This is a genomic window from Zoogloea sp. (genome assembly GCF_030157465.1).
Taxonomy (GTDB): Bacteria; Pseudomonadota; Gammaproteobacteria; order Burkholderiales; family Rhodocyclaceae; genus Zoogloea.
Genome location: NZ_JAOAUU010000064.1, coordinates 1 through 18,205, shown reverse-complemented (window position 1 = coordinate 18,205; position 18,205 = coordinate 1). Strand labels below are relative to the sequence as shown.

The 18,205-nt window shown below is 66.1% G+C and carries 13 protein-coding genes; 9 read left to right on the top strand and 4 right to left on the bottom strand.

The features are described from left to right. Nucleotides 1-212, top strand: a 212-nt coding sequence (locus Q1W26_RS09020; RefSeq protein ID WP_300438734.1) for a chemotaxis protein CheB, incomplete at its 5' end; no start/stop codon positions are given. 17 nt (nucleotides 213-229) lie between these two features. Here the strand turns inward: Q1W26_RS09020 and Q1W26_RS09015 are convergent. Then, nucleotides 230-1,504: an HD-GYP domain-containing protein gene (locus tag Q1W26_RS09015; protein WP_300438731.1), complete on the bottom strand. Its 1,275-nt coding sequence runs from the start codon at nucleotides 1,502-1,504 to the stop codon at nucleotides 230-232. Nucleotides 1,505-1,604: 100 nt separating this feature from the next. Here Q1W26_RS09015 and Q1W26_RS09010 point away from each other — a divergent pair, with 100 nt between their 5' ends. From Q1W26_RS09010 to Q1W26_RS08995, 4 genes are all read left to right on the top strand, one after another. Next, the gene (locus Q1W26_RS09010) at nucleotides 1,605-2,504 is read left to right on the top strand and encodes a PAS domain S-box protein (RefSeq protein ID WP_300438728.1); all 900 of its coding nucleotides are present in this window, start codon (nucleotides 1,605-1,607) and stop codon (nucleotides 2,502-2,504) included. Continuing rightward, nucleotides 2,483-3,718 (top strand): PAS domain-containing sensor histidine kinase, encoded by a 1,236-nt coding sequence (locus tag Q1W26_RS09005; RefSeq protein ID WP_300438725.1) that lies wholly within the window; start codon nucleotides 2,483-2,485, stop codon nucleotides 3,716-3,718. Before Q1W26_RS09010 ends, Q1W26_RS09005 begins: the two co-directional genes overlap by 22 nt. Nucleotides 3,719-3,934: 216 nt before the next feature. Continuing rightward, nucleotides 3,935-8,506, top strand: coding sequence for a PAS domain S-box protein (locus Q1W26_RS09000; protein ID WP_300438722.1), 4,572 nt, complete (start codon nucleotides 3,935-3,937; stop codon nucleotides 8,504-8,506). Then, entirely contained in the window at nucleotides 8,506-9,918 is a 1,413-nt protein-coding gene (locus tag Q1W26_RS08995) for a hemerythrin domain-containing protein (RefSeq protein WP_300438720.1), read from the top strand. The genes Q1W26_RS09000 and Q1W26_RS08995 overlap by 1 nt, the downstream gene beginning before the upstream one ends. A 70-nt stretch (nucleotides 9,919-9,988) precedes the next feature. Here Q1W26_RS08995 and htpX read toward each other — a convergent pair whose 3' ends face one another. The 3 genes from htpX to def all read right to left on the bottom strand — a co-directional run bounded on the left by htpX (nucleotide 9,989) and on the right by def (nucleotide 12,438). Continuing rightward, entirely contained in the window at nucleotides 9,989-10,840 is an 852-nt protein-coding gene (htpX, locus tag Q1W26_RS08990; protein ID WP_300438717.1) for a zinc metalloprotease HtpX, read from the bottom strand. A 153-nt stretch (nucleotides 10,841-10,993) separates the two neighbouring features. After that, nucleotides 10,994-11,935, bottom strand: coding sequence for a methionyl-tRNA formyltransferase (gene fmt / locus Q1W26_RS08985; RefSeq protein WP_300438714.1), 942 nt, complete (start codon nucleotides 11,933-11,935; stop codon nucleotides 10,994-10,996). Then, nucleotides 11,935-12,438, bottom strand: coding sequence for a peptide deformylase (gene def, locus Q1W26_RS08980; RefSeq protein ID WP_300438712.1), 504 nt, complete (start codon nucleotides 12,436-12,438; stop codon nucleotides 11,935-11,937). The genes fmt and def overlap by 1 nt, the downstream gene beginning before the upstream one ends. A 157-nt stretch (nucleotides 12,439-12,595) precedes the next feature. Between def and Q1W26_RS08975 the strand changes: the two genes are divergently transcribed. The 4 genes from Q1W26_RS08975 to Q1W26_RS08960 all read left to right on the top strand — a co-directional run bounded on the left by Q1W26_RS08975 (nucleotide 12,596) and on the right by Q1W26_RS08960 (nucleotide 18,076). After that, a complete protein-coding gene (locus tag Q1W26_RS08975) occupies nucleotides 12,596-13,717 on the top strand; it encodes a LysM domain-containing protein (RefSeq protein WP_300438709.1) in 1,122 nt (373 codons plus the stop codon). 85 nt (nucleotides 13,718-13,802) lie between these two features. Further along, nucleotides 13,803-14,891 (top strand): DNA-processing protein DprA, encoded by a 1,089-nt coding sequence (gene dprA, locus Q1W26_RS08970; RefSeq protein ID WP_300438707.1) that lies wholly within the window; start codon nucleotides 13,803-13,805, stop codon nucleotides 14,889-14,891. Between the two features lie 29 nt (nucleotides 14,892-14,920). Beyond that, nucleotides 14,921-15,400 carry a DUF494 domain-containing protein gene (locus Q1W26_RS08965; RefSeq protein WP_300438704.1) on the top strand — a complete coding sequence of 160 codons (480 nt, stop codon included), beginning with the start codon at nucleotides 14,921-14,923 and terminating at the stop codon, nucleotides 15,398-15,400. A 93-nt stretch (nucleotides 15,401-15,493) separates the two neighbouring features. Next, the gene (locus Q1W26_RS08960; RefSeq protein ID WP_300438701.1) at nucleotides 15,494-18,076 is read left to right on the top strand and encodes a DNA topoisomerase III; all 2,583 of its coding nucleotides are present in this window, start codon (nucleotides 15,494-15,496) and stop codon (nucleotides 18,074-18,076) included. Nucleotides 18,077-18,205 lie beyond the last annotated feature (129 nt).

The following is an 18,205-nucleotide window of genomic DNA, read 5'->3' as shown; positions in this document are numbered from 1 at the left end:
TCATGACCGGCATGGGCGACGACGGCGCCCTCGGGCTGAAGGAAATGCGCGACGCCGGCGCCTCGACCCTCGCCGAGGCAGAGGAAACCTGCGTGGTCTTCGGCATGCCCAAGGAGGCGATCCAGCGCGGTGCGGTTGAAAACGTGCTGCCCCTCCACGACATCGCGGCGGGCATCATGAACTGGAGCCGGGCGCCGCTGCGCCAGGCCTGAGCCGGCAGCCTCTACCCCTAAGTGGGGCTGCCGTGGAAGTAGCTGAGCCGGCGCCGTGGCGCGAGGTAGGCCAGCGCGGCGGGATCGATCTCGGTCGGGCGCACCACGGCATCCACCTTCACGTCCCTTTCGGTCGCCAGGTCGACGATCAGGGCCTCGCTGCGGGGCACCGCGGGGTCGAAGATCATCACCGAGGGGCGCAGCAGGTCGGCGTGGTCCACCGCCACCACCAGGCCCAGGTTGCCATTGGAGAGCTGCACCAGCGAGCCCGGCGGATACACCCCGAGGGCGCGTATGAAGCGTTGCAGCAGATCCGGATCCCAATGCGCCTGTTCGCTCTTGAACATCAGGGTCATTGCCTCGGCGGGGGTCACCGCCTTGTCCTGGCGGAGCGGATTGCACAGGTTGTCGTAACGGTTGGTGATCGCCACGATGCGCGTGGCCAGCGAAATCTGGCGTCCGCTCAGGTGGTTCGGATAGCCCTTGCCATCCATGGTTTCGTGATGGTTCAGGATGATCTCGATGACGGCCGGGCCGAGCACCTGCAATTCGCGGCCGATATCCGCTCCGTAAATCGTGTGGAGCCGGAAAAACTCTTCTTCGTGGCGGTTGCGCTGGGGGTTGCGCAGCACCGCGTCCGGTACGCGGGTCTTGCCGATGTCGTGGAACAGGGCCCCTTCGCCCAGGGTGTGTAGTTCGTCCGGCGACAGGCCTAGGGAGCGGCCCACCAGCAGCGACAGGATCATCACGTTGAGCGAGTGGAAGTAGGCATTGTCGTCGGCCACCTTGTCGCCCATCAGATGGATGATCAGCCCGGCCTCGGCGGCAAAGGATTCCATCACGCTGTCCACCAGTTCGCGGGCTGCCACCACCGAGCGGGCGGGGGCGGCGAACACGTTGCGCATCACGTCGCGAATCTGCAGGGCCGCGCTCTGATAGCGCTTTTCGCACTTGGCGATGAGCTGTCGCTGCGCGGCGGCGCGCTCGGCCCGCTGGCGTTTTTCTTCCAGCGCGGCCTGTTGCGCCGGGCTGGGTGCTGCGGGCGGCGGCGGCGGGGGGGCCGTCGTGGGCGCGCGGGGCAAGGCCTGGGTCGAACTGCGCTCGGGCAGGTATTGCACGGTCTTAAGGCCGAGCTTCTGGATGATCTCGACCTGTTCCGCGCTGTGGATCCGGAACTGGTTGAACAGAAAGGGGTGATTCATCCAGCCCGACGGCAGGCGGATGAACAATCCCGGACGCAGCTGGGACGGGTCGATTTCGACGACTCGCTCGCTGGGGGCGGAAAACGGCACGCTGGTCTCCTTGCTCGTACGCGTCCTTTAACGGCAGCGCGGGGCTGCGATTGAGCCCGCCCAGAGGCCTCGGCGATTAAAGTTCGGGGCCGGATCGCCGTTGAACTTCAACACCCGCGCAGTCACCCCGATTCATCGCGCCTTGTCCGGACAAGCCATGGTCCAGTCGTTTCCCTCTTTCCCCATCCGCCGCAGGCTCAAGGGCAGTGAGGTTGCCTCCCTGATCCGCGATCCGGTGTTTCTGCTCGCACCGGATCGCAGCATCCTGCACTGGAATCTGGCCGCCGCCCGCGCGCTGAACGTCGAGGGCTTGCCGGCGGGGGACGCAACCGTTGCCGAGTCGCCACGCCTGGCGCGCCTGGCCGAGCTTCTCTCCCACGTGGATGGGCCGTTCATGCTGACGCTGGATGCGCCCGACGGCGAGCGGACCTACCTGGCCGACCTGCACGAGGAGGGCTCCGACCAGGACGCGCCGACGAGCCTGATCTTGCTGCTGCACGACCATACCGAGCTGATCAATCTGCAGAAGGCGCTGCGCGAAAGCGAGAACCGCCTGCGAGCCATTACCGGCGCGGCGATGGAGGCGATCATCGCGATGGATAACAAGGGGCGCATCCAGCAGTGGAACCCGGCCGCCGAGCGCATGTTCGGCTGGACGGCCAGTGAGGCCATTGGCCGCGGCCTGCATGCCACGCTGTCCGGGCCGGCGGAGCGCGCGCGCTTTCACGCGGCGCCGGGTGCTGCCGCGTGGTCTCCGGAGGGCGAGGGGCGCAGCTATTGTTCCGTGCTGTGCGTGCCCGCGCTGCGCAAGGATGGCAGCAGCCTCGAAGTCGAGGTTTCGATCAGCACCTATCGCCTGGAAGGCCATTGGCAGGCGCTCGGGATCGTGCGCGACGTGACCGAGCGGGCCCGCGCCGAAGCCCGCCTCAAGGCCGCCGAGGAGCGCTGGCAATTTGCGCTGGAGGGGGGGGCGACGCCGTGTGGGACTGGAACGTGGTGAGCGGAGAAGCCTACTTCGCACCACGTTACTACGCCATGCTGGGTTACGAGGAGAACGCCTTCGAGCCCAGTTTCGAGTCCTTCCGCGAGCTGGTGCATCCGGACGACTGGTTCCGGGTGGTGAATAGCTTGCGCACCGCCTTCGAGCCGGAGGGGCCGCTTTTCGAGTGCGAGTTCCGGATGCGTACCCCGGACGACGCCTGCCGCTGGGTCAGTTCCCGTGGCTTGATCACCGAGCGTAGCCCCGACGGCCAGCCGCTGCGCATGGTCGGCACCCTTCGGGACGTGCACGAGCGCCACGAGGCCGAAGCCGCCCTGCTGGGGCAGCTTGCCGAGACCCAGCGCCTCAACGCCGAACTCGAGGAGGCGCAGGTGCAGCTTGTGCAGAGCGAGAAAATGGCCTCCATCGGCCAGCTTTCCGCGGGTGTCGCCCACGAGATGAACACGCCGCTGGGTTTCGTGAAGTCAAATATCGGCACCCTGGAAAACTACGTGGGAACGCTCCTTGAGCTGCTCGCCGGCTACCAGCAGGCCACGGCCGGCATGGCCGGCGTGCCGGAGCTGGATGAGGTACGCGAGCAACTCGCGCTTGCCGAGCTGGACTACCTGCGCAGCGATATCCCCGAATTGTTCTCGGAAACCCGTGACGGCATCCAGCGGGTGCAGCGCATCGTCAGCGACCTCAAGGATTTCTCCCACCTGGGCGGCGAGGGCTGGGGCTATGCCGACATCCATCGCGGCCTGGATTCGTCGCTCAACATCCTGCGTAACGAGATCAAGCACCGGGCCGACGTTGTGCGTGAATACGCCAGCCTGCCCGAGCTCTGGTGCCAGTCCTCGCAGCTCAACCAGGTCTTCCTCAACCTTCTGGCCAACGCCGCCCATTCCATCGAGGGGAGGGGGCGGATCACGGTGCGAACGCGGGTCGAAGGCGAGTTCGTGGTGGTTGAGATCGAGGATACCGGCTGCGGCATTCCGCCGGAAAACCTCAAGCGCATCTTCGACGCCTTCTTTACCACCAAGCCGGTCGGCAAGGGGACGGGGCTGGGCTTGTCCATCAGCTACGGCATCATCCGCAAGCACTCGGGACGCATCGAAGTGTCCAGCCGGCCGGGGCATGGCAGCATCTTTCAGGTTTTTCTGCCCCTGCATGGCAGCGCACCGGGCGCCTCCGACGAATCTGCCATGCCCGATGAGGACGGGAGCCCTGACTAAGGGCGACGTGGCGCTTGTGACGATCACCGCCCGATACCCTCAATCCCCCGGCTGCACAGCCGTTAAGACGTTTGCGCGAGAGCAGTGGCGGAGTACTCTTTCGTCGTCTCCGGATGTTTTTTTCAGTATCGCCTGGCAAGCTCACAAGGTCTCTGTCTCATGTCTTTTTCGTCGGATACCCTGAGCGGCAGACCGGAGCATCGCCTTCTGAAGACGATGTGTCTCCCGGTTGAGGCCGTCCCCCGGGATTGCCCCGTTGCCGAGGCGGCCCGACGCATGGTGTCGGGGTCTGCGCCCTGGCTGATGGTCGTCGACGGGCTTAAGCCGGTGGGCAGCTTTACCGGACAGGATGGACTGCGCGCATTTCTCGAGGCCGATGGGGGCCGGGTAAGCGTGGGTGCGGTGATGCATTCGCCCTGCCTGTGCGTGCCGCTGGGCGAAACGCTGCGCAGCGTCCATGCCCGGGTGCGCCAGTGCCCCGTTTCGCATCCGGTTGCGGTGGTGGATGCGGCCGGTGATCTGGTGGGCGTGCTCGACCGGGAGCAGGTGGCCGGGTTGCTGCAGGACGAGCCCCGTGCGGAGCTTGACTGGCTGGCCGTGGCCGTGATCCGGACGTTGCCCGACCTGATGTGGCTCAAGGATGCCGACGGTTTCTACCTTGCCTGCAATCCCCGTTTTGAACGGTTTTTCGGTGCGCCGGAGGCTTCGATCATCGGCAAGACCGACTACGACTTCGTCGCCGGGGATCTGGCGGACAGTTTTCGCAGCGACGATCTGGCCGCCATCCAGGCCGGCTGCGCGCAGCGACACGAGGAGCAGGTCCGCTTTGCCGATGACGGACACCAGGAGCTGCTCGAAGTCATCAAAACTCCCATGTTCGACCAGGAAGGCCGGCTGCTCGGCGTGCTTGGCGTGGGGCGGGACGTCACCGACGCGAAGCGGGCCCGCGAGGCGCTGTGCGAGCGTGAGGAAATTTTTTCGAGCATCGTCAGCCAGGCCGGTGACTCGATCGCCGTGGTGGACGTGCTGACAGGCCATTTCATCGAGTTCAATGACGCGGCGCACCGCAACCTGGGCTACAGCCGCGCGGAGTTTGCCGGGCTGACGGTGGCGGATATCGATGTCTCCTTTCCTTTGGCGGCGCTCTGGACCGACATGCAGCAGCGGGCCCAGCCCTTGCGCCTGGCCATCGAAACCCGCCAGCGCTGCCGCAACGGCGAACTCCGTGATGTGCGGGTCAGTGCCCGCGGCGTCACGATCCGCGGAGCGCGCCACTATCTGGCGGCAATCTGGAGCGACATCACCGACCGCAAGCGCGCCGAGTCGTGCCTCAAACGGGCCAACGCCGCGCTGCGTACGGTCAGCGAATGCAACCAGGCCGTGGCCCGTGCCACCGACGAGACGCTGCTGCTGAAAGACGTGTGTCGCCTGATGCTGGAGTTGGGCGGCTATCGCCTGGCCTGGATCGGGTTTGCCGAAGACGATCCGGAGCGCTCGGTGCGGCCGGTCGCGGACGCCGGTTTCGGGGGTGACCTGCGCAGTCTTCGGCTTGCCTGGGCTGATTCGGACAACGGTCGCGGCCCCACCGGCACCGCCATCCGTGAAGCCCGCCCGATAATCTGCCGCAATATCCAGGCCGATCCGCACTTGACCCTCTGGCGCGAGGCGGCCCTTCGGCATGGCTATGCCTCGTCCTGCGCGCTGCCGCTGATGGCGGTCGATGGCCGCTGCTTCGGCGCCCTGAGCGTCTATTCGGCAGACGCCGACGCCTTCGACGATGAGGAGGTGCAGCTGCTTTCCGAACTGGGCAGCGATCTCGCATTCGGTCTGCGCGCCCTGCGCGACCGTGCGGAGCGCGACCTCGCCCAGCAGAAAGAACAGAACACCGAGCGCCAGCTGCGCCACATGGTAGAGGCGAGCCCGACCATCCTGTACGCCTTGCAACTGGTTGACGGAGAGGCGATTCCGGTGACGGTCGGGGATAACCTCCTGCGCATTGTCGGGTACACGCGCGAGGAGACGCTCGATCCGGGGTGGTGGCGCCGCGGTGTGCATCCCGATGACGTGGAGGCGGCCGTCGCGGCGAAACGCGGAGTTCTTCGCCTCGGCCAGGTTGCCGTCGAATATCGTTTTGCACACCGGGACGGGCATTACCTGTGGTTGCATGACGAGGTGCGCCTCGAACGTGACGGCGAGTCGGGGGCGCCTGAAATCGTCGGTGTGCTGACCGATGTCACGGCCCGCAAGCACATCGAGCAATCGCTCGAAAACCAGCGGCGCGTGCTTGAAATGGTGGTGTCGGGCGCGCCCCTTCCGGCAACCCTGAACACCCTCGTTCAGGGCGTCGAGGCCCTCGTGCCGCACGTGCGGGCGTCGGTCCTGCTGCTCGACCGGGACGGCCGTCTGCGCCATGGCGCAGCCCCGAGCCTGCCGGAGGGCTACATCCGCGCCATCGACGGCGTGGCCATCGGGGAGGGCGTTGGCTCCTGCGGGACTGCGGCGTGGCGCGGAACGCCGGTGGTCGTCGAGGACATCTCCACCGATCCCCTGTGGGTACCGTACCGGGCCCTGGCGGAGGCAAACGGACTGGTGGCCTGCTGGTCGTCGCCGATCCTGAGCCGGGAGGGCCGGGTACTCGGAACTTTTGCGCTGTATCCCAATGAAATATCCCGTCCGGGCGCGCGCGAGCTCGATCTGGTGGCGCTGGCGACGGATCTGGCCGCCGTGGCGATCGCCCGCTATCAGGAGGAGTCGGCGTTACGCGAAAGCGAGGCACGTTTCCGGCAGCTTTTCGAAGTGGCGCCGCTGCCTCTGTGCCTGATCAATGCCGACGGCAGCCTGGGTGGCCTGAACCGCAGCTACACCGAGACTTTCGGCTACACCCATGAAGACATTCCAAACCTGTCGGTCATGCGGCCGCTTGTCTATCCCGATCCCGAGTACCGTGATTGGGTGATCCGGACCTGGAGCGCCGCAGTGAGCAAGGCCAATGCCACGCATTCTGCCGTCGAGCCCCTGGAGGTGCGCTTGACCTGCAAGAACGGCGAGGTGCGCACGGTGATGGCCTCCGGCGCCGCGGTGGGGGAATGCACCCTGGTGACGTACTTCGACATTACCGAAATGCGCCAGCTGGATGCCCAGCTCGATCACTATCGGCATCATCTCGAGGATCTGGTGGACCAGCGCACCGCCCAACTGGCCGAAGCCAGCCAGCGCGCCGAGGCGGCCAACCGGGCCAAGAGCGTCTTTCTGGCCAACATGAGCCACGAGATCCGCACGCCGATGAATGCCATCCTCGGCCAGGCCCGGCTGCTTGAGCGCAGCGCCCTCAGCGTTCAGCAGGAGGACCGCCTGTCCCGCATCCACCATGCCGGCTCCCATCTGCTGTCGCTCATTAACGATATTCTCGATCTCTCCAAGATCGAGGCCGGCAAGCTCCATCTCGAAATGGCGGATTTCTCGCCGGAGAGCCTCTTCAATCAGGTCCACTCGCTGGTCCACGACCGCCTGGCGGCCCGTCAGCTGGACTTCGAGGCCGACACCGACGGCTTGCCGCCGGTGTTGTGCGGCGATGTCACGCGCCTGCGTCAGGCGCTGCTCAACTATCTCAGCAATGCCGTCAAATTTACCGAGCACGGTGGCATCACCCTCAGGGCCAGGGTCGTTTCCGACGAAGCCGACACCCTGCTGGTGCGTTTCGAGGTGAGCGATACCGGCATCGGCATCGCGGCCGACCAGTTGCCGCGGATGTTCCAGTCCTTCGAGCAGGCCGACGCCTCGACGACCCGCAAATACGGCGGTACGGGCCTCGGTCTGGCCCTGACCCGTCACCTGGCCGGGCTGATGGGCGGCGAGACCGGCGTCGAGAGTGAGCCGGGGCACGGCAGCACCTTCTGGTTCACCGCCCGCCTGGGCAAGCGATCCAGCCAAAGTTTGCCGGTAATCGTTTCCGATGCCCCGGAAATGGGTGAAATGGCGGCCGCCCGCTACCTGCAGGGGGCCCGCGTGCTGCTCGTCGAGGACAACCTGCTGAACCAGGAAGTCGCGGTCGACATGCTTGCTGGGCTGGGCCTCAGTATCGACCGGGCAGTCAATGGCCAGGAAGCCGTCGAGCTGGCCGGCATGACCGACTATGACCTGATCCTGATGGACATGCAGATGCCGGTGATGGACGGACTCGAGGCCACGCGCCGCATCCGGCAACTGCCCGGACGGTCGCGCACGCCCATTCTCGCCATGACCGCCAATGCTTTCGACGAGGATCAGGAAGCCTGCTTTGCCGCCGGCATGAATGCCTTCATCGCCAAGCCGGTGGAGCCGGAAGCCCTGCGCCGGATGATCCTCAAGTGGCTGGGGCCGGAGGCGCGGCCCTGCTCGCCGCCGGCTGCGCCTGCGGTCGCCGAGGACGACTGGGCGGCGCGGATGCGCGACATCGAGGGCCTCGATACCGAGCGCGGCCTGCGCATGGTGCGGGGCAAGTGGCCCACCTACCTGCGCATCCTGCGCATCTTCGTGACCACCAATTCCGACATTGTTGATCGCCTGCAGGCCGCGCTGGCCGCCGGCGATCTTGCCGGACTCGAACGCCAGGCCCACGGGCTCAAGGGGTCGGCCGGCAATATCGGCGCCAGCCGCGTGTTCGAGCTGGCGGCCGCCGTTTGCAACGCCGTGCGCGACGGACAGGGCGCAGAAGCCCTGGCGCGCCCCGTGGCCAGCCTGGTCCGGGTGCTGCAACCCCTGCTGGTCACGCTGCACCTGCGCCTGCCGGATGAAGGAGAGAAAACCTGATGAGTCATGCTCCGGCCTTTGCCCCGTTTGTCTGGGCAGATTATTTCGAAACCGGTTTCGGCGAGGTGGACAGCCAGCACCACCGCCTGGTCGACCTGGTCAATGTGCTCGCCCAGCGTGCCGCCAGCGGGGCAGAAATCGAGCCGGCCGAACTCGCCCATGTGCTCGACGGGCTGGGACGCTACGCGCTTCACCACTTCGCCGCCGAAGAGGCGCTGATGGAGCAAGGTGGTCTCGACCCCCGGCACCTGCGCATGCACCGGCAGCTCCACGCGGATTTCGTGGCCCAGGTGGAGGCCATGCGTCATACCGCCGACCCCACCCGCGTCGTGCCGGTGCTCTACGACTTCGTCACCAGCTGGCTCACCTTTCATATTCTCGATACCGACCAGGGCATGGCGCGCCAGCTGCGGGCGATCCAGGCCGGCGCCACGCCCGCCGAGGCGTTCGAGGCTGAGGCCGGGCAGGGTCGCGACCCCGGCAACACGGCCCTTATCGGTGCGGTGCGCCGCCTGCTGGGGCTGGTGGCCGAGCGCAACAACGAACTGGCGCTGATCAACGCCAGCCTGGAGCAGCGGGTTGCCGAGCGCACCGCCGAACTCACCGCCGCCAACCTCGACCTGCGCCAGGCTCAGCAGCGCCTCATCGAGGCCGACAAGATGGCGGCGGTGGGCCAGCTTGCCGCGGGCGTGGCCCACGAGATCAACAATCCCGTCGGCTTCGTCACCTCCAACCTCAGTACGCTGCGCTGTTACGCGGAGCGCCTGCTGGCCCTTGCCGAAACGGCCGATCGCCTGGCCGGCACCGCGGCCAGCAGCGACGACTGGCAGGCCGCCCGGGCGGCGGCCGACATCGACTTCATCCGTGAGGATCTCCCCGCGCTGCTCGACGAATCCACCCGCGGTCTCGTCCGGGTCACCGAAATCGTCCAGGCGCTACAGGGCTTTGCCCAGGCGGAGCCGGTCGAGACGAGCCGCGTCTCGCTGGCGAAGCTCCTCGACGCTGCCATCGACGCGACCGCAGACAGCCGTCGTCCAGGCCAGAAAGTGACGCGCAACTACGACGAAATGCCGGCATTGCCCGTTAATCCGACGCTTATCGGCGAAGCCTTCAAGGCCCTCATCGACAACGCCGGCCAGGCGCTGGGTGGCTCGGACGGCCAGGTCTGCATACGTGCCGGGCAGCGCGACGGCGAACTGCAGGTGGAAGTGGAAGACACCGGCTGCGGCATGGACGAGGCGACCCGCAGCCGCATCTTTGATCCCTTCTTCACGACCCGCCCGGTCGGGCAGGGGCGAGGGCTGGGCCTGTCGTCCACCTACCGCATCATCCACCAGCACGGCGGACGCATCGAGGTGGACAGCGTGCCCGGCAAGGGCAGCTGCTTCCGGGTTGTGTTGCCGCTGAGCTGAAGTTCCCGGCCTGAATCATGAAAAAACCCGGCACCAGGCCGGGTTTTTTCATGCGGAGGCAGGCGGGATCTCAGCGTCGCTGGGCCATTGCGCGCAGCTTGGCAACGCGCTCCTCGGTGGCCGGGTGGGTGCTGAACAGGCCGCGCAGGCCACCGCCGGAGAGCGGGTTCATGATCATCATCTGGCCGGTTTCGGGGTGTGCCTCGGCGGTCGGCATCGGAATGCCACGGGCGAAGGCGTCGATCTTCAGCAGGGCATCGGCCAGCGCGTGGGGGTCGCCGGCGATTTCGGCACCGCCCCGGTCGGCCTCGAACTCGCGGGCGCGGGAGATCGCCATCTGGATCAGGCTGGCGGCCAGGGGCGCCAGCAGCGCCACGGCGATGGAGGCGATCGGGTTGGACGGACGACCTTCCGAATCGCGGCCGCTGAAGAACATCGCAAAGTTGGCCAGGGACGAGATCGCACCGGCCATGGTGGCCGAGATGGTCGACAACAGGATGTCCCGGTGCTTCACGTGGGCCAGCTCGTGGGCCATCACGCCGCGCAGCTCGCGCTCGCTGAGCATCTGCAGGATGCCCGAGGTGGCGGCTACGGCAGCGTGCTCGGGGTTGCGGCCGGTGGCGAAGGCGTTGGGCTGGTCTTCGTGGATGATGTACACCTTGGGCATCGGCAGCTGGGCGCGGGCGGCCAGTTCGCGAACCATGTTGTAGAGGTAGGGCGAGCTGGTTTCATCCACCGGCTGTGCGTTGTACATGCGCAGCACCATCTTGTCGGAGAACCAGTACGAGAAAATATTCATCGCGCCACCGAACAGCAGCGCGAGGAGCATTCCCGACTTGCCGCCGATCATGGCGCCGATCGCCCCAAAGAGGGCGATGATTCCAGCCATCAGGATCGAGGTCTTGAGCCAGTTGCCTAGCATTGCGTGTATCCGTCCTTTCGAGATTCGGGGGGTAAGCGAATGCTTAGATGGGGGAGGTGGCCGAAAATTCAATCGGCGCGCCGCGGCCTGTGCGTTCACGCAGGCCCGGCGGGCGGGTTTGATCCCGCAATGACGTGCTGGCGGGGAGGGGTGTTATTGCGCTGGGCAGTCGAAGTGCGCGCCGACGGCGATGGGCATGCCGCGCAGGAAGTTGGCCGCCGACAGGCGCTTGCCGCCGGGTTTTTGCAGCTCGGTGATGCACAGCGCGCCTTCGCCGCAGGCGATGATGACGCCGGCGGGTTCGGCCAGCAGCACTTCGCCGGGCGCGCCGACGGCGTCAATGGCGCGGGCACGCCAAAGCTTGATCGGGGCGCCCTCCAGTGTGGCCAGCGCGCCGGGGAAGGGGTTGAAGGCGCGGACATCGCGTGCGATCTCGGTGGCCGGGCGAGTCCAGTCGACCGTGGCCTCGGCCTTGCCGATCTTGGCGGCGTAGGTGGCGCCTTCGGCCGGCTGGGGGGTGGCGACGAGGCTGTCGGGTGCGGTTTTGAGGGCGTCGAGGGCTTCCACGATCAGTTCGGAGCCGACCCACGCGAGGCGGTCGTGGAGGCTGCCGGTGGTGTCGTCATCCTGGATCGCTTCGATGCGCTTCAGCAGCATCGGGCCGGTGTCGAGGCCGGCGTCCATCTGCATGATGGTGATGCCGGTCTCAAGGTCGCCGGCCTGGATCGCCCGGTGGATGGGCGCCGCGCCGCGCCAGCGCGGCAGCAGTGAGGCGTGGATGTTGAGGCAGCCAAGGCGCGGCATGTCGAGCACGGCCTGGGGCAGGATGATGCCGTAGGCGGCCACCACCAGCACATCCACCTGCGCGTCGGCGAGCGGGGCTTGCTGCTCGGGCGTGCGCAGTTTTTCGGGCTGATGCACCGGAATGCCGGCCGCCAGGGCGACCTGCTTGACCGGGCTGGGCTGCAGCTGCATGCCGCGTCCGGCCGGGCGGTCGGGCTGGGTGAGCACGAGGGGCACCTCGAAGCCGGCGGCGAGAATCGCCTCCAGCGCCGCGGCGGCGAATTCGGGGGTTCCGGCGAAGGCGACTTTCATCAGGCGGTGATCCTGGCTTTTTTGGCGAGCTTGTCCTTGATGCGGGTCTGCTTGAGCTTCGACAGGTATTCGACGAAGACCTTGCCGTCCAGGTGGTCGAGCTCGTGCTGGATGCACACCGCGAGCAGGCCTTCGGCGTCGAGTTCGAAGGTTTCACCCTTCTGGTTCAGGGCGCGCACGCGAACCTGTTCGGCCCGGGTGACCTTGTCGTAGATGCCGGGCACCGACAGACACCCTTCTTCACAGACCTGTTCGCCCGAGCGGGAGATGATTTCGGGGTTGATCAGCGCCAGCAGCGCCGAGTTGTCTTCCGACACATCGATCACCACGACGCGCTGATGGACGTCCACCTGCGTGGCGGCGAGCCCGATGCCGGGTGCCTCGTACATGGTTTCGGCCATGTCGGCGACAAGTTTGCGAATGCTGTCATCCACTTTGAGCACGGGCGCGGCGCGCGTGTGCAGGCGTGGATCGGGGTAGCGGAGAATGGGTAGCAGGGCCATAAATATTGCCGGATGAAGACTTTACGTGCAGAATTTTGAGTCAAATCTGGAATGCTCGCGTTGTATCGAGGCAAGCATCGGGCTTCGCCAGACAGACCGCCCAAACAGGCCGCCTACGGCGCGGCAAAGCTATCCGCCGAAAGCGAGTGGAAATCCAATGAAGCGCATTATATCCGCCCTCCTCATCGGCGTCGCGGCCCTGGTTCCGGTGGGTGCAGGTGCTGCCGCGCCTGTCCGCCTGGCCGACGACGCACCCGACAGCCATGTCGTTGTGACCGGCGACACCCTGTGGGGCATCTCCGGGAAGTTCCTGAAGGAACCGTGGCGCTGGCCGGAAGTCTGGCGCCTCAACCGTGAGCAGATCAGCAACCCGCACCTCATCTATCCGGGCCAGATCATCGTCCTCGACCGCAGCGGCCCGACGCCTGTGCTCAAGTTCGGCCGGCGTATCGGCCAGGGCGGCAGCGATCGCGCGCTCTACGAAAAACGCTTTCCGCAGGTGTATTCCGAGTCGGCTACGGCCGCCATTCAGAGCATTCCGCTGCGCGTCATCAAGCCCTTCCTGTCCGAGCCGCTGGTGGTGAATGACGAGCAGGAAACCGAGTCCGCCATCGTCGTGGCCACCCAGGAAGGCCGGGTCTTCACCGGGCCGGGCGACACGATTTTCGCCACCCGCATCCTGCCGGGCGTCTACGACTGGAACGTCTATCGCAAGGCCAAGCCGCTCAAGGAACCCGTCACCGGCGAGGTTCTCGGCTACGAAGCGGTCTATCTCGGTCGCGCCCGGGTCAGCTCGGAGGCCGGTGCCGACACGCCCGCATCGGTGATCACCGCCCAGACCCAGGCGAAGGATCAGCTGCAGATTCCGGCCAGTCTGGTCCTCCTCTCCACCAAGCAGGAAGTCGGCAAGGGTGACCGCCTGCTGCCGGCCGGCCAGCCCGAGTTGCCGAGCTACGTGCCCCACGCCCCCGCGCAGGACATGAACGGACGGGTCGTGTCGATCTACAACGGGGTTGCCGAAGCCGGGCGCTACAACGTTGTTTCGCTCAGCCTCGGCAAGCGCGAAGGCATCGAGATCGGCCATGTCCTGTCGCTGCACCGGAATCGTGGCGAAACGGTCTACCGCGAGGACAACGTCGGCACGCCGCAGCGCTTCCAGCTGCCCGAGCAGCGCTACGGCCTGGTCTTCGTGTTCCGGGTTTTCGACCGTATCGCCTACGCCCTGGTGATGGAAAACAACGGCCCGGTTTCGGTGGCTGACAGCGTCCGCAAGCCCTGAGCATCTGAAGCAGGCGACAGCGGGGGGCGATGCCAGCCCCCGACTGTCGCGATTTCGTCAATCGCCCGGTTCCATCCTCGAAGCCGTGTCAAACCTCGACTCTCTCGCTCCCTGGCTGCGCCTGACCCTCACGCCCGGCGTGGGGCCGTCGGTCCAGCGCCAGCTGCTGGCGGCTTTCGGCTTGCCCGGGCGCATCTACGAGGCCGGGCACAGCGCCATCGCGGGTGTCATCGGTGCGCCTGCCGCCCGCACACTGCTCGATCACGACAGCGCCGCGGCCGTCGAACTCGCCCTCGAATGGGCCGACCAGCCCGGCAACACCATCCTGACGCTCGGCGACGAGGCTTATCCGGCCCTGCTTCTCGAAATTCCCGATCCGCCGGTCACGCTTTATGTAAAGGGCGATCCGCTCCTTCTGTCGCGCCAGTCGATTGCCGTCGTCGGTGCGCGCAGCGCCACGCCCCAGGGCGAGGCCAACGCCGAAGCCTTTGCCACGAGCCTGTCCCAGGCCGCGCTGTGCATCGTCAGCGGGCTGGCGCTGGGCATCGACGCCGCCGCCCACCGCGGTGGTCTGGCCGGGCCGGGCAGCACGGTGGCGGTGATCGGCACCGGCGCCGACCGCATCTATCCGGCGCGCAACGCAGCGCTGGCTCGCCGTATCGCCGAGGCCGGCGCCATCGTCAGCGAGTTTCCCCTCGGCACCGCGCCGCTGGCCCACAATTTTCCGCGCCGCAATCGCCTTATTGCCGGCCTGGCGAGTGGCGTGCTGGTTGTCGAGGCAGCGCTCAAGAGCGGCTCGCTGATTACCGCCCGACTCGCCACCGACTGCGGACGCGACGTTTTTGCGATTCCCGGCTCCATTCACTCGCCGGTCGCACGGGGATGCCATCGTCTTATTCGCGACGGTGCCAAGCTCGTCGAAGCCGCGTCCGACATCCTCGAAGAACTCCGCCTTGCGCCTCCGGAAAGCGCCGCAGCCTTTGATTCCGCCCTTCCGGCCGTGGAGGGCGAGGAGGCCCGGATTTTTGCGGCGCTTGGTCACGATCCCGTGGACATGGACACGCTGGTGCACCGCACCAGCTTGACGCCGGAAGCGCTCTACGCCATTCTGCTTGCGCTGGAACTCGACGGGCGCGTGTCACGCCTGCCCGGAGGGCGTCTCCAGCGCCTCTGAAAAAACGACCGGCCTCAGGCCCACGCGCCATGTTCGATATCCTCGTGTACCTCTTCGAGAACTACGTTCACGCCGACGCGTGCCCGGAACCCGCGCAACTGGCCCGCAAACTTACCGCAGCCGGTTTCGAGGAAGAAGAAATCGCCGAAGCCCTCGACTGGCTGTCCGGCCTGCGCCAGCTGTCCGACGGCGAAGGCCCGGCCCAGTGCGCACGGCCCGGGTCGCTGCGCATCTACGCCGACGACGAACTCGTCCGGCTGGGTGTCGAGTGCCGCGGTTTCCTGCTGTTTCTCGAAAACGCAGGCATCCTGGATGCCGAATGCCGCGAGATGATTGTCGAGCGGGCGCTGGCGCTTGGCGAAACCGAGATCGAACTCGACAATCTCAAAGTCATCGTGCTGATGGTGCTGTGGCAGCAGGATCGCCCGATCAATGGCCTGATCCTCGACGAACTGCTCAACGAGTCCGACGAAGACGAAGAAGAGACGGCTTCATACGCGCTGCACTGATCGGCGGGCTGCTTGCATGCCCGGCGCAGGCTTCCGTATGATGCGCCGCTCCCCCAATAACCTGAGTCAGGCGTTGCAAAACGCACTACAGGCATGAGCAAGCAGCTGATCATCGCGGAAAAACCTTCGGTTGCGGCGGACATCGCCCGCTCCCTCGGCGGCTTCACCAAGGAAAAGGATTACTTCGAGTCCGAGCACTACGTGCTTTCCTCGGCAGTCGGTCATTTGCTCGAGCTGACCGTGCCGGAGGAGTTCGAAGTCAAGCGCGGCAAGTGGTCCTTTGCCCACCTGCCCGTCATCCCGCCGCATTTCGCACTGAACCCCATCGAGAAGACCGAGGACCGCCTCAAGCTCCTCACCCGTCTCATCAAGCGCAAGGATGTCACCGGCCTGATCAACGCCTGTGACGCGGGCCGCGAGGGGGAACTGATCTTCAGTTTCATCGCCCAGCATGCCGGCACCAACAAGCCGGTGCAGCGCCTGTGGCTGCAATCGATGACCGCCGGCGCGATCCGTGACGGTTTTGCCCAGCTGCGCCCCGCCTCGGACGTGGAAGGCCTGCGCGAAGCGGCCGTGTGCCGCGCCGAGAGCGACTGGCTGATCGGCATCAACGGCACCCGGGCGATGACCGCCTTCAACTCCAAGACCGGCGGTTTCCACCTGACCACGGTCGGCCGGGTGCAGACGCCGACGCTCGCCATCATGGTCGAGCGGGAAGAAAAGATCCGCGCCTTTCGCCCCACCGATTACTGGGAGCTGGAAGCCAGCTTCGGCTGCAAGGCGGGCGCCTACGCTGGCCGCTGGTTCGACGAGGGCTTCCGGAAGCCCGAAGAGAATGCCCCGCTGGCCGAGCACGCCACCGCTTTCCGCCTGTGGGAGAAATCCCGCGCCGAAGCGATCAAGGCCAAGTGCGAAGGCAAGCCGGGTGTCGTCGAAGAGGAATCCAAACCCACCACCCAGCTCTCGCCGCTGCTTTTCGATCTGACCTCGCTGCAGCGCGAAGCCAACGGCCGCTTCGGCCTGTCGGCCCGCACCACGCTCCAGATCGCCCAGGCCCTCTACGAAAAGCACAAGGTGCTGACCTACCCGCGTACCGACGCCCGGGCGCTGCCGGAAGACTACGTCGGCCAGGTCAAGGGCATCCTCACCGGTCTGCCGGACGCCTTCGCGCCGTTTGCCAACGAAATCGTCAAGCACGGCTGGGTCAAGCCCAACAAGCGCATCTTCAACAACGCCAAGATTTCCGATCACTTCGCGATCATCCCCACCGGCACCGCTCCCAAGAGCCTGTCGGAAGTGGAAGCCAAGATCTACGACCTGGTCACCCGGCGTTTCCTGGCCGTGTTCTACCCGGCGGCCGAATACCGCATCACGACCCGCATCACCCGCGTCGAGGGCGAAGCCTTCAAGACCGAAGGCAAGATCCTCGTCAATCCGGGCTGGCTGGCCGTGTATGGCAAGGCCGCCGCGGTGAGCGAGGATGAAGGCGGCGCGCCGCAGCTGGTGGCGGTCGAGGCCGCCGAGACAGTCAGCACCGACGAGATCCTCGTCAAGGCGCTGGTCACCAAGCCGCCCGCGCGCTTCAACGAAGCGACGCTGCTGTCGGCCATGGAAGGCGCCGGCAAGATGGTCGACGACGAGGAACTCCGCGCCGCGATGGCGGGCCGCGGCCTCGGCACGCCGGCCACCCGCGCCCAGATCATCGAAAACCTGATTGGTGAAATCTACGTCATCCGCGATGGCAAGGAACTCATCCCGACGGCCAAGGCGTTTTCCCTGATCACCCTGCTGCGCGGCCTCGGCACCAACGAACTGACCTCGCCCGAACTGACCGGCGAGTGGGAACACAAGCTCGGCCAGATGGAGCGCGGCGCCCTGAGTCGCGCCGAGTTCATGGAGCATATCAAGTCCATGACCCGCGACATCGTCGAGCGGGCCAAGCGCTACGAATCCGATACCGTGCCCGGCGATTTTGCCACGCTGTCCACGCCCTGCCCGAAGTGCGGCGGCCAGGTTAAGGAGAACTACAAGAAGTTCGCCTGCCAGGCGTGTGACTGGCAGGCCTGGAAGATCGTGGCCGGACGCCAGTTCGAGATTCCCGAAATCGAAACCTTGCTGTCCACCGGCCGGGTCGGGCCGCTGCTGGGTTTCCGTAACAAGATGGGGCGGCTTTTCAACGCCGAGATCCGCCTCAACGACGATCACTTGCCCGAGTTTGACTTTGGCCAGCCGAAAGAGGATGAAGCGGCCGAGCCGGTGGACTTCTCCGGCCAGGACTCCATGGGGCAATGCCCCAAGTGCAGCGCCCAGGTGTATGAGCACGGCCTGTCCTACGTCTGCGAGAAATCCGTGGGTCCTGAAAAGTCCTGCGATTTCCGGTCCGGCAAGATCATCCTGCAGCAGCCGATCGAACGGGAGCAGATGCACAAGCTGCTCGATACCGGCAGGACCGATCTGCTCAAGGGTTTCGTGTCGAGCCGCACCAAGCGCAAGTTCTCTGCTTTCCTGGTGCGCGGTGACGACGGCAAGGTCGGCTTCGAGTTCGAGAAGAAAGAGCCCAAGACGCCGGCCGGCAAGGCGGCTGCGGCCAAGGCCGAGCTTGCAAAGGATGCCGCCGAGAAGAAGGAAGCTGCCGTCAAGAAGCCGGCGACCCGCAAGAAGGCTGCTGCCGGGTAGGGTTTGGCCAGGAGCTTACCGCAATGCAAATGCCCGCCTTTTCGGCGGGCATTTCAGACTGCTGACAAAGCCCCAAGCCCCCGCCCGCCGGGGGCTTCGTTTTTTTATAATAGCGGCATGCTCAAGCCT

Bases quoted from the DNA above. Each gene is read 5' to 3' on its own strand.
- Q1W26_RS08995 (WP_300438720.1), top strand. From the start codon at position 8,506: ATGAGTCATGCTCCGGCCTTTGCCCCGTTTGTCTGGGCAGATTATTTC.
- Q1W26_RS08960 (WP_300438701.1), top strand. From the start codon at position 15,494: ATGAGCAAGCAGCTGATCATCGCGGAAAAACCTTCGGTTGCGGCGGAC.
- Q1W26_RS08965 (WP_300438704.1), top strand. From the start codon at position 14,921: ATGTTCGATATCCTCGTGTACCTCTTCGAGAACTACGTTCACGCCGAC.
- def (WP_300438712.1), bottom strand. From the start codon at position 12,438: ATGGCCCTGCTACCCATTCTCCGCTACCCCGATCCACGCCTGCACACG.
- Q1W26_RS08975 (WP_300438709.1), top strand. From the start codon at position 12,596: ATGAAGCGCATTATATCCGCCCTCCTCATCGGCGTCGCGGCCCTGGTT.
- Q1W26_RS09000 (WP_300438722.1), top strand. From the start codon at position 3,935: ATGTGTCTCCCGGTTGAGGCCGTCCCCCGGGATTGCCCCGTTGCCGAG.
- htpX (WP_300438717.1), bottom strand. From the start codon at position 10,840: ATGCTAGGCAACTGGCTCAAGACCTCGATCCTGATGGCTGGAATCATC.
- fmt (WP_300438714.1), bottom strand. From the start codon at position 11,935: ATGAAAGTCGCCTTCGCCGGAACCCCCGAATTCGCCGCCGCGGCGCTG.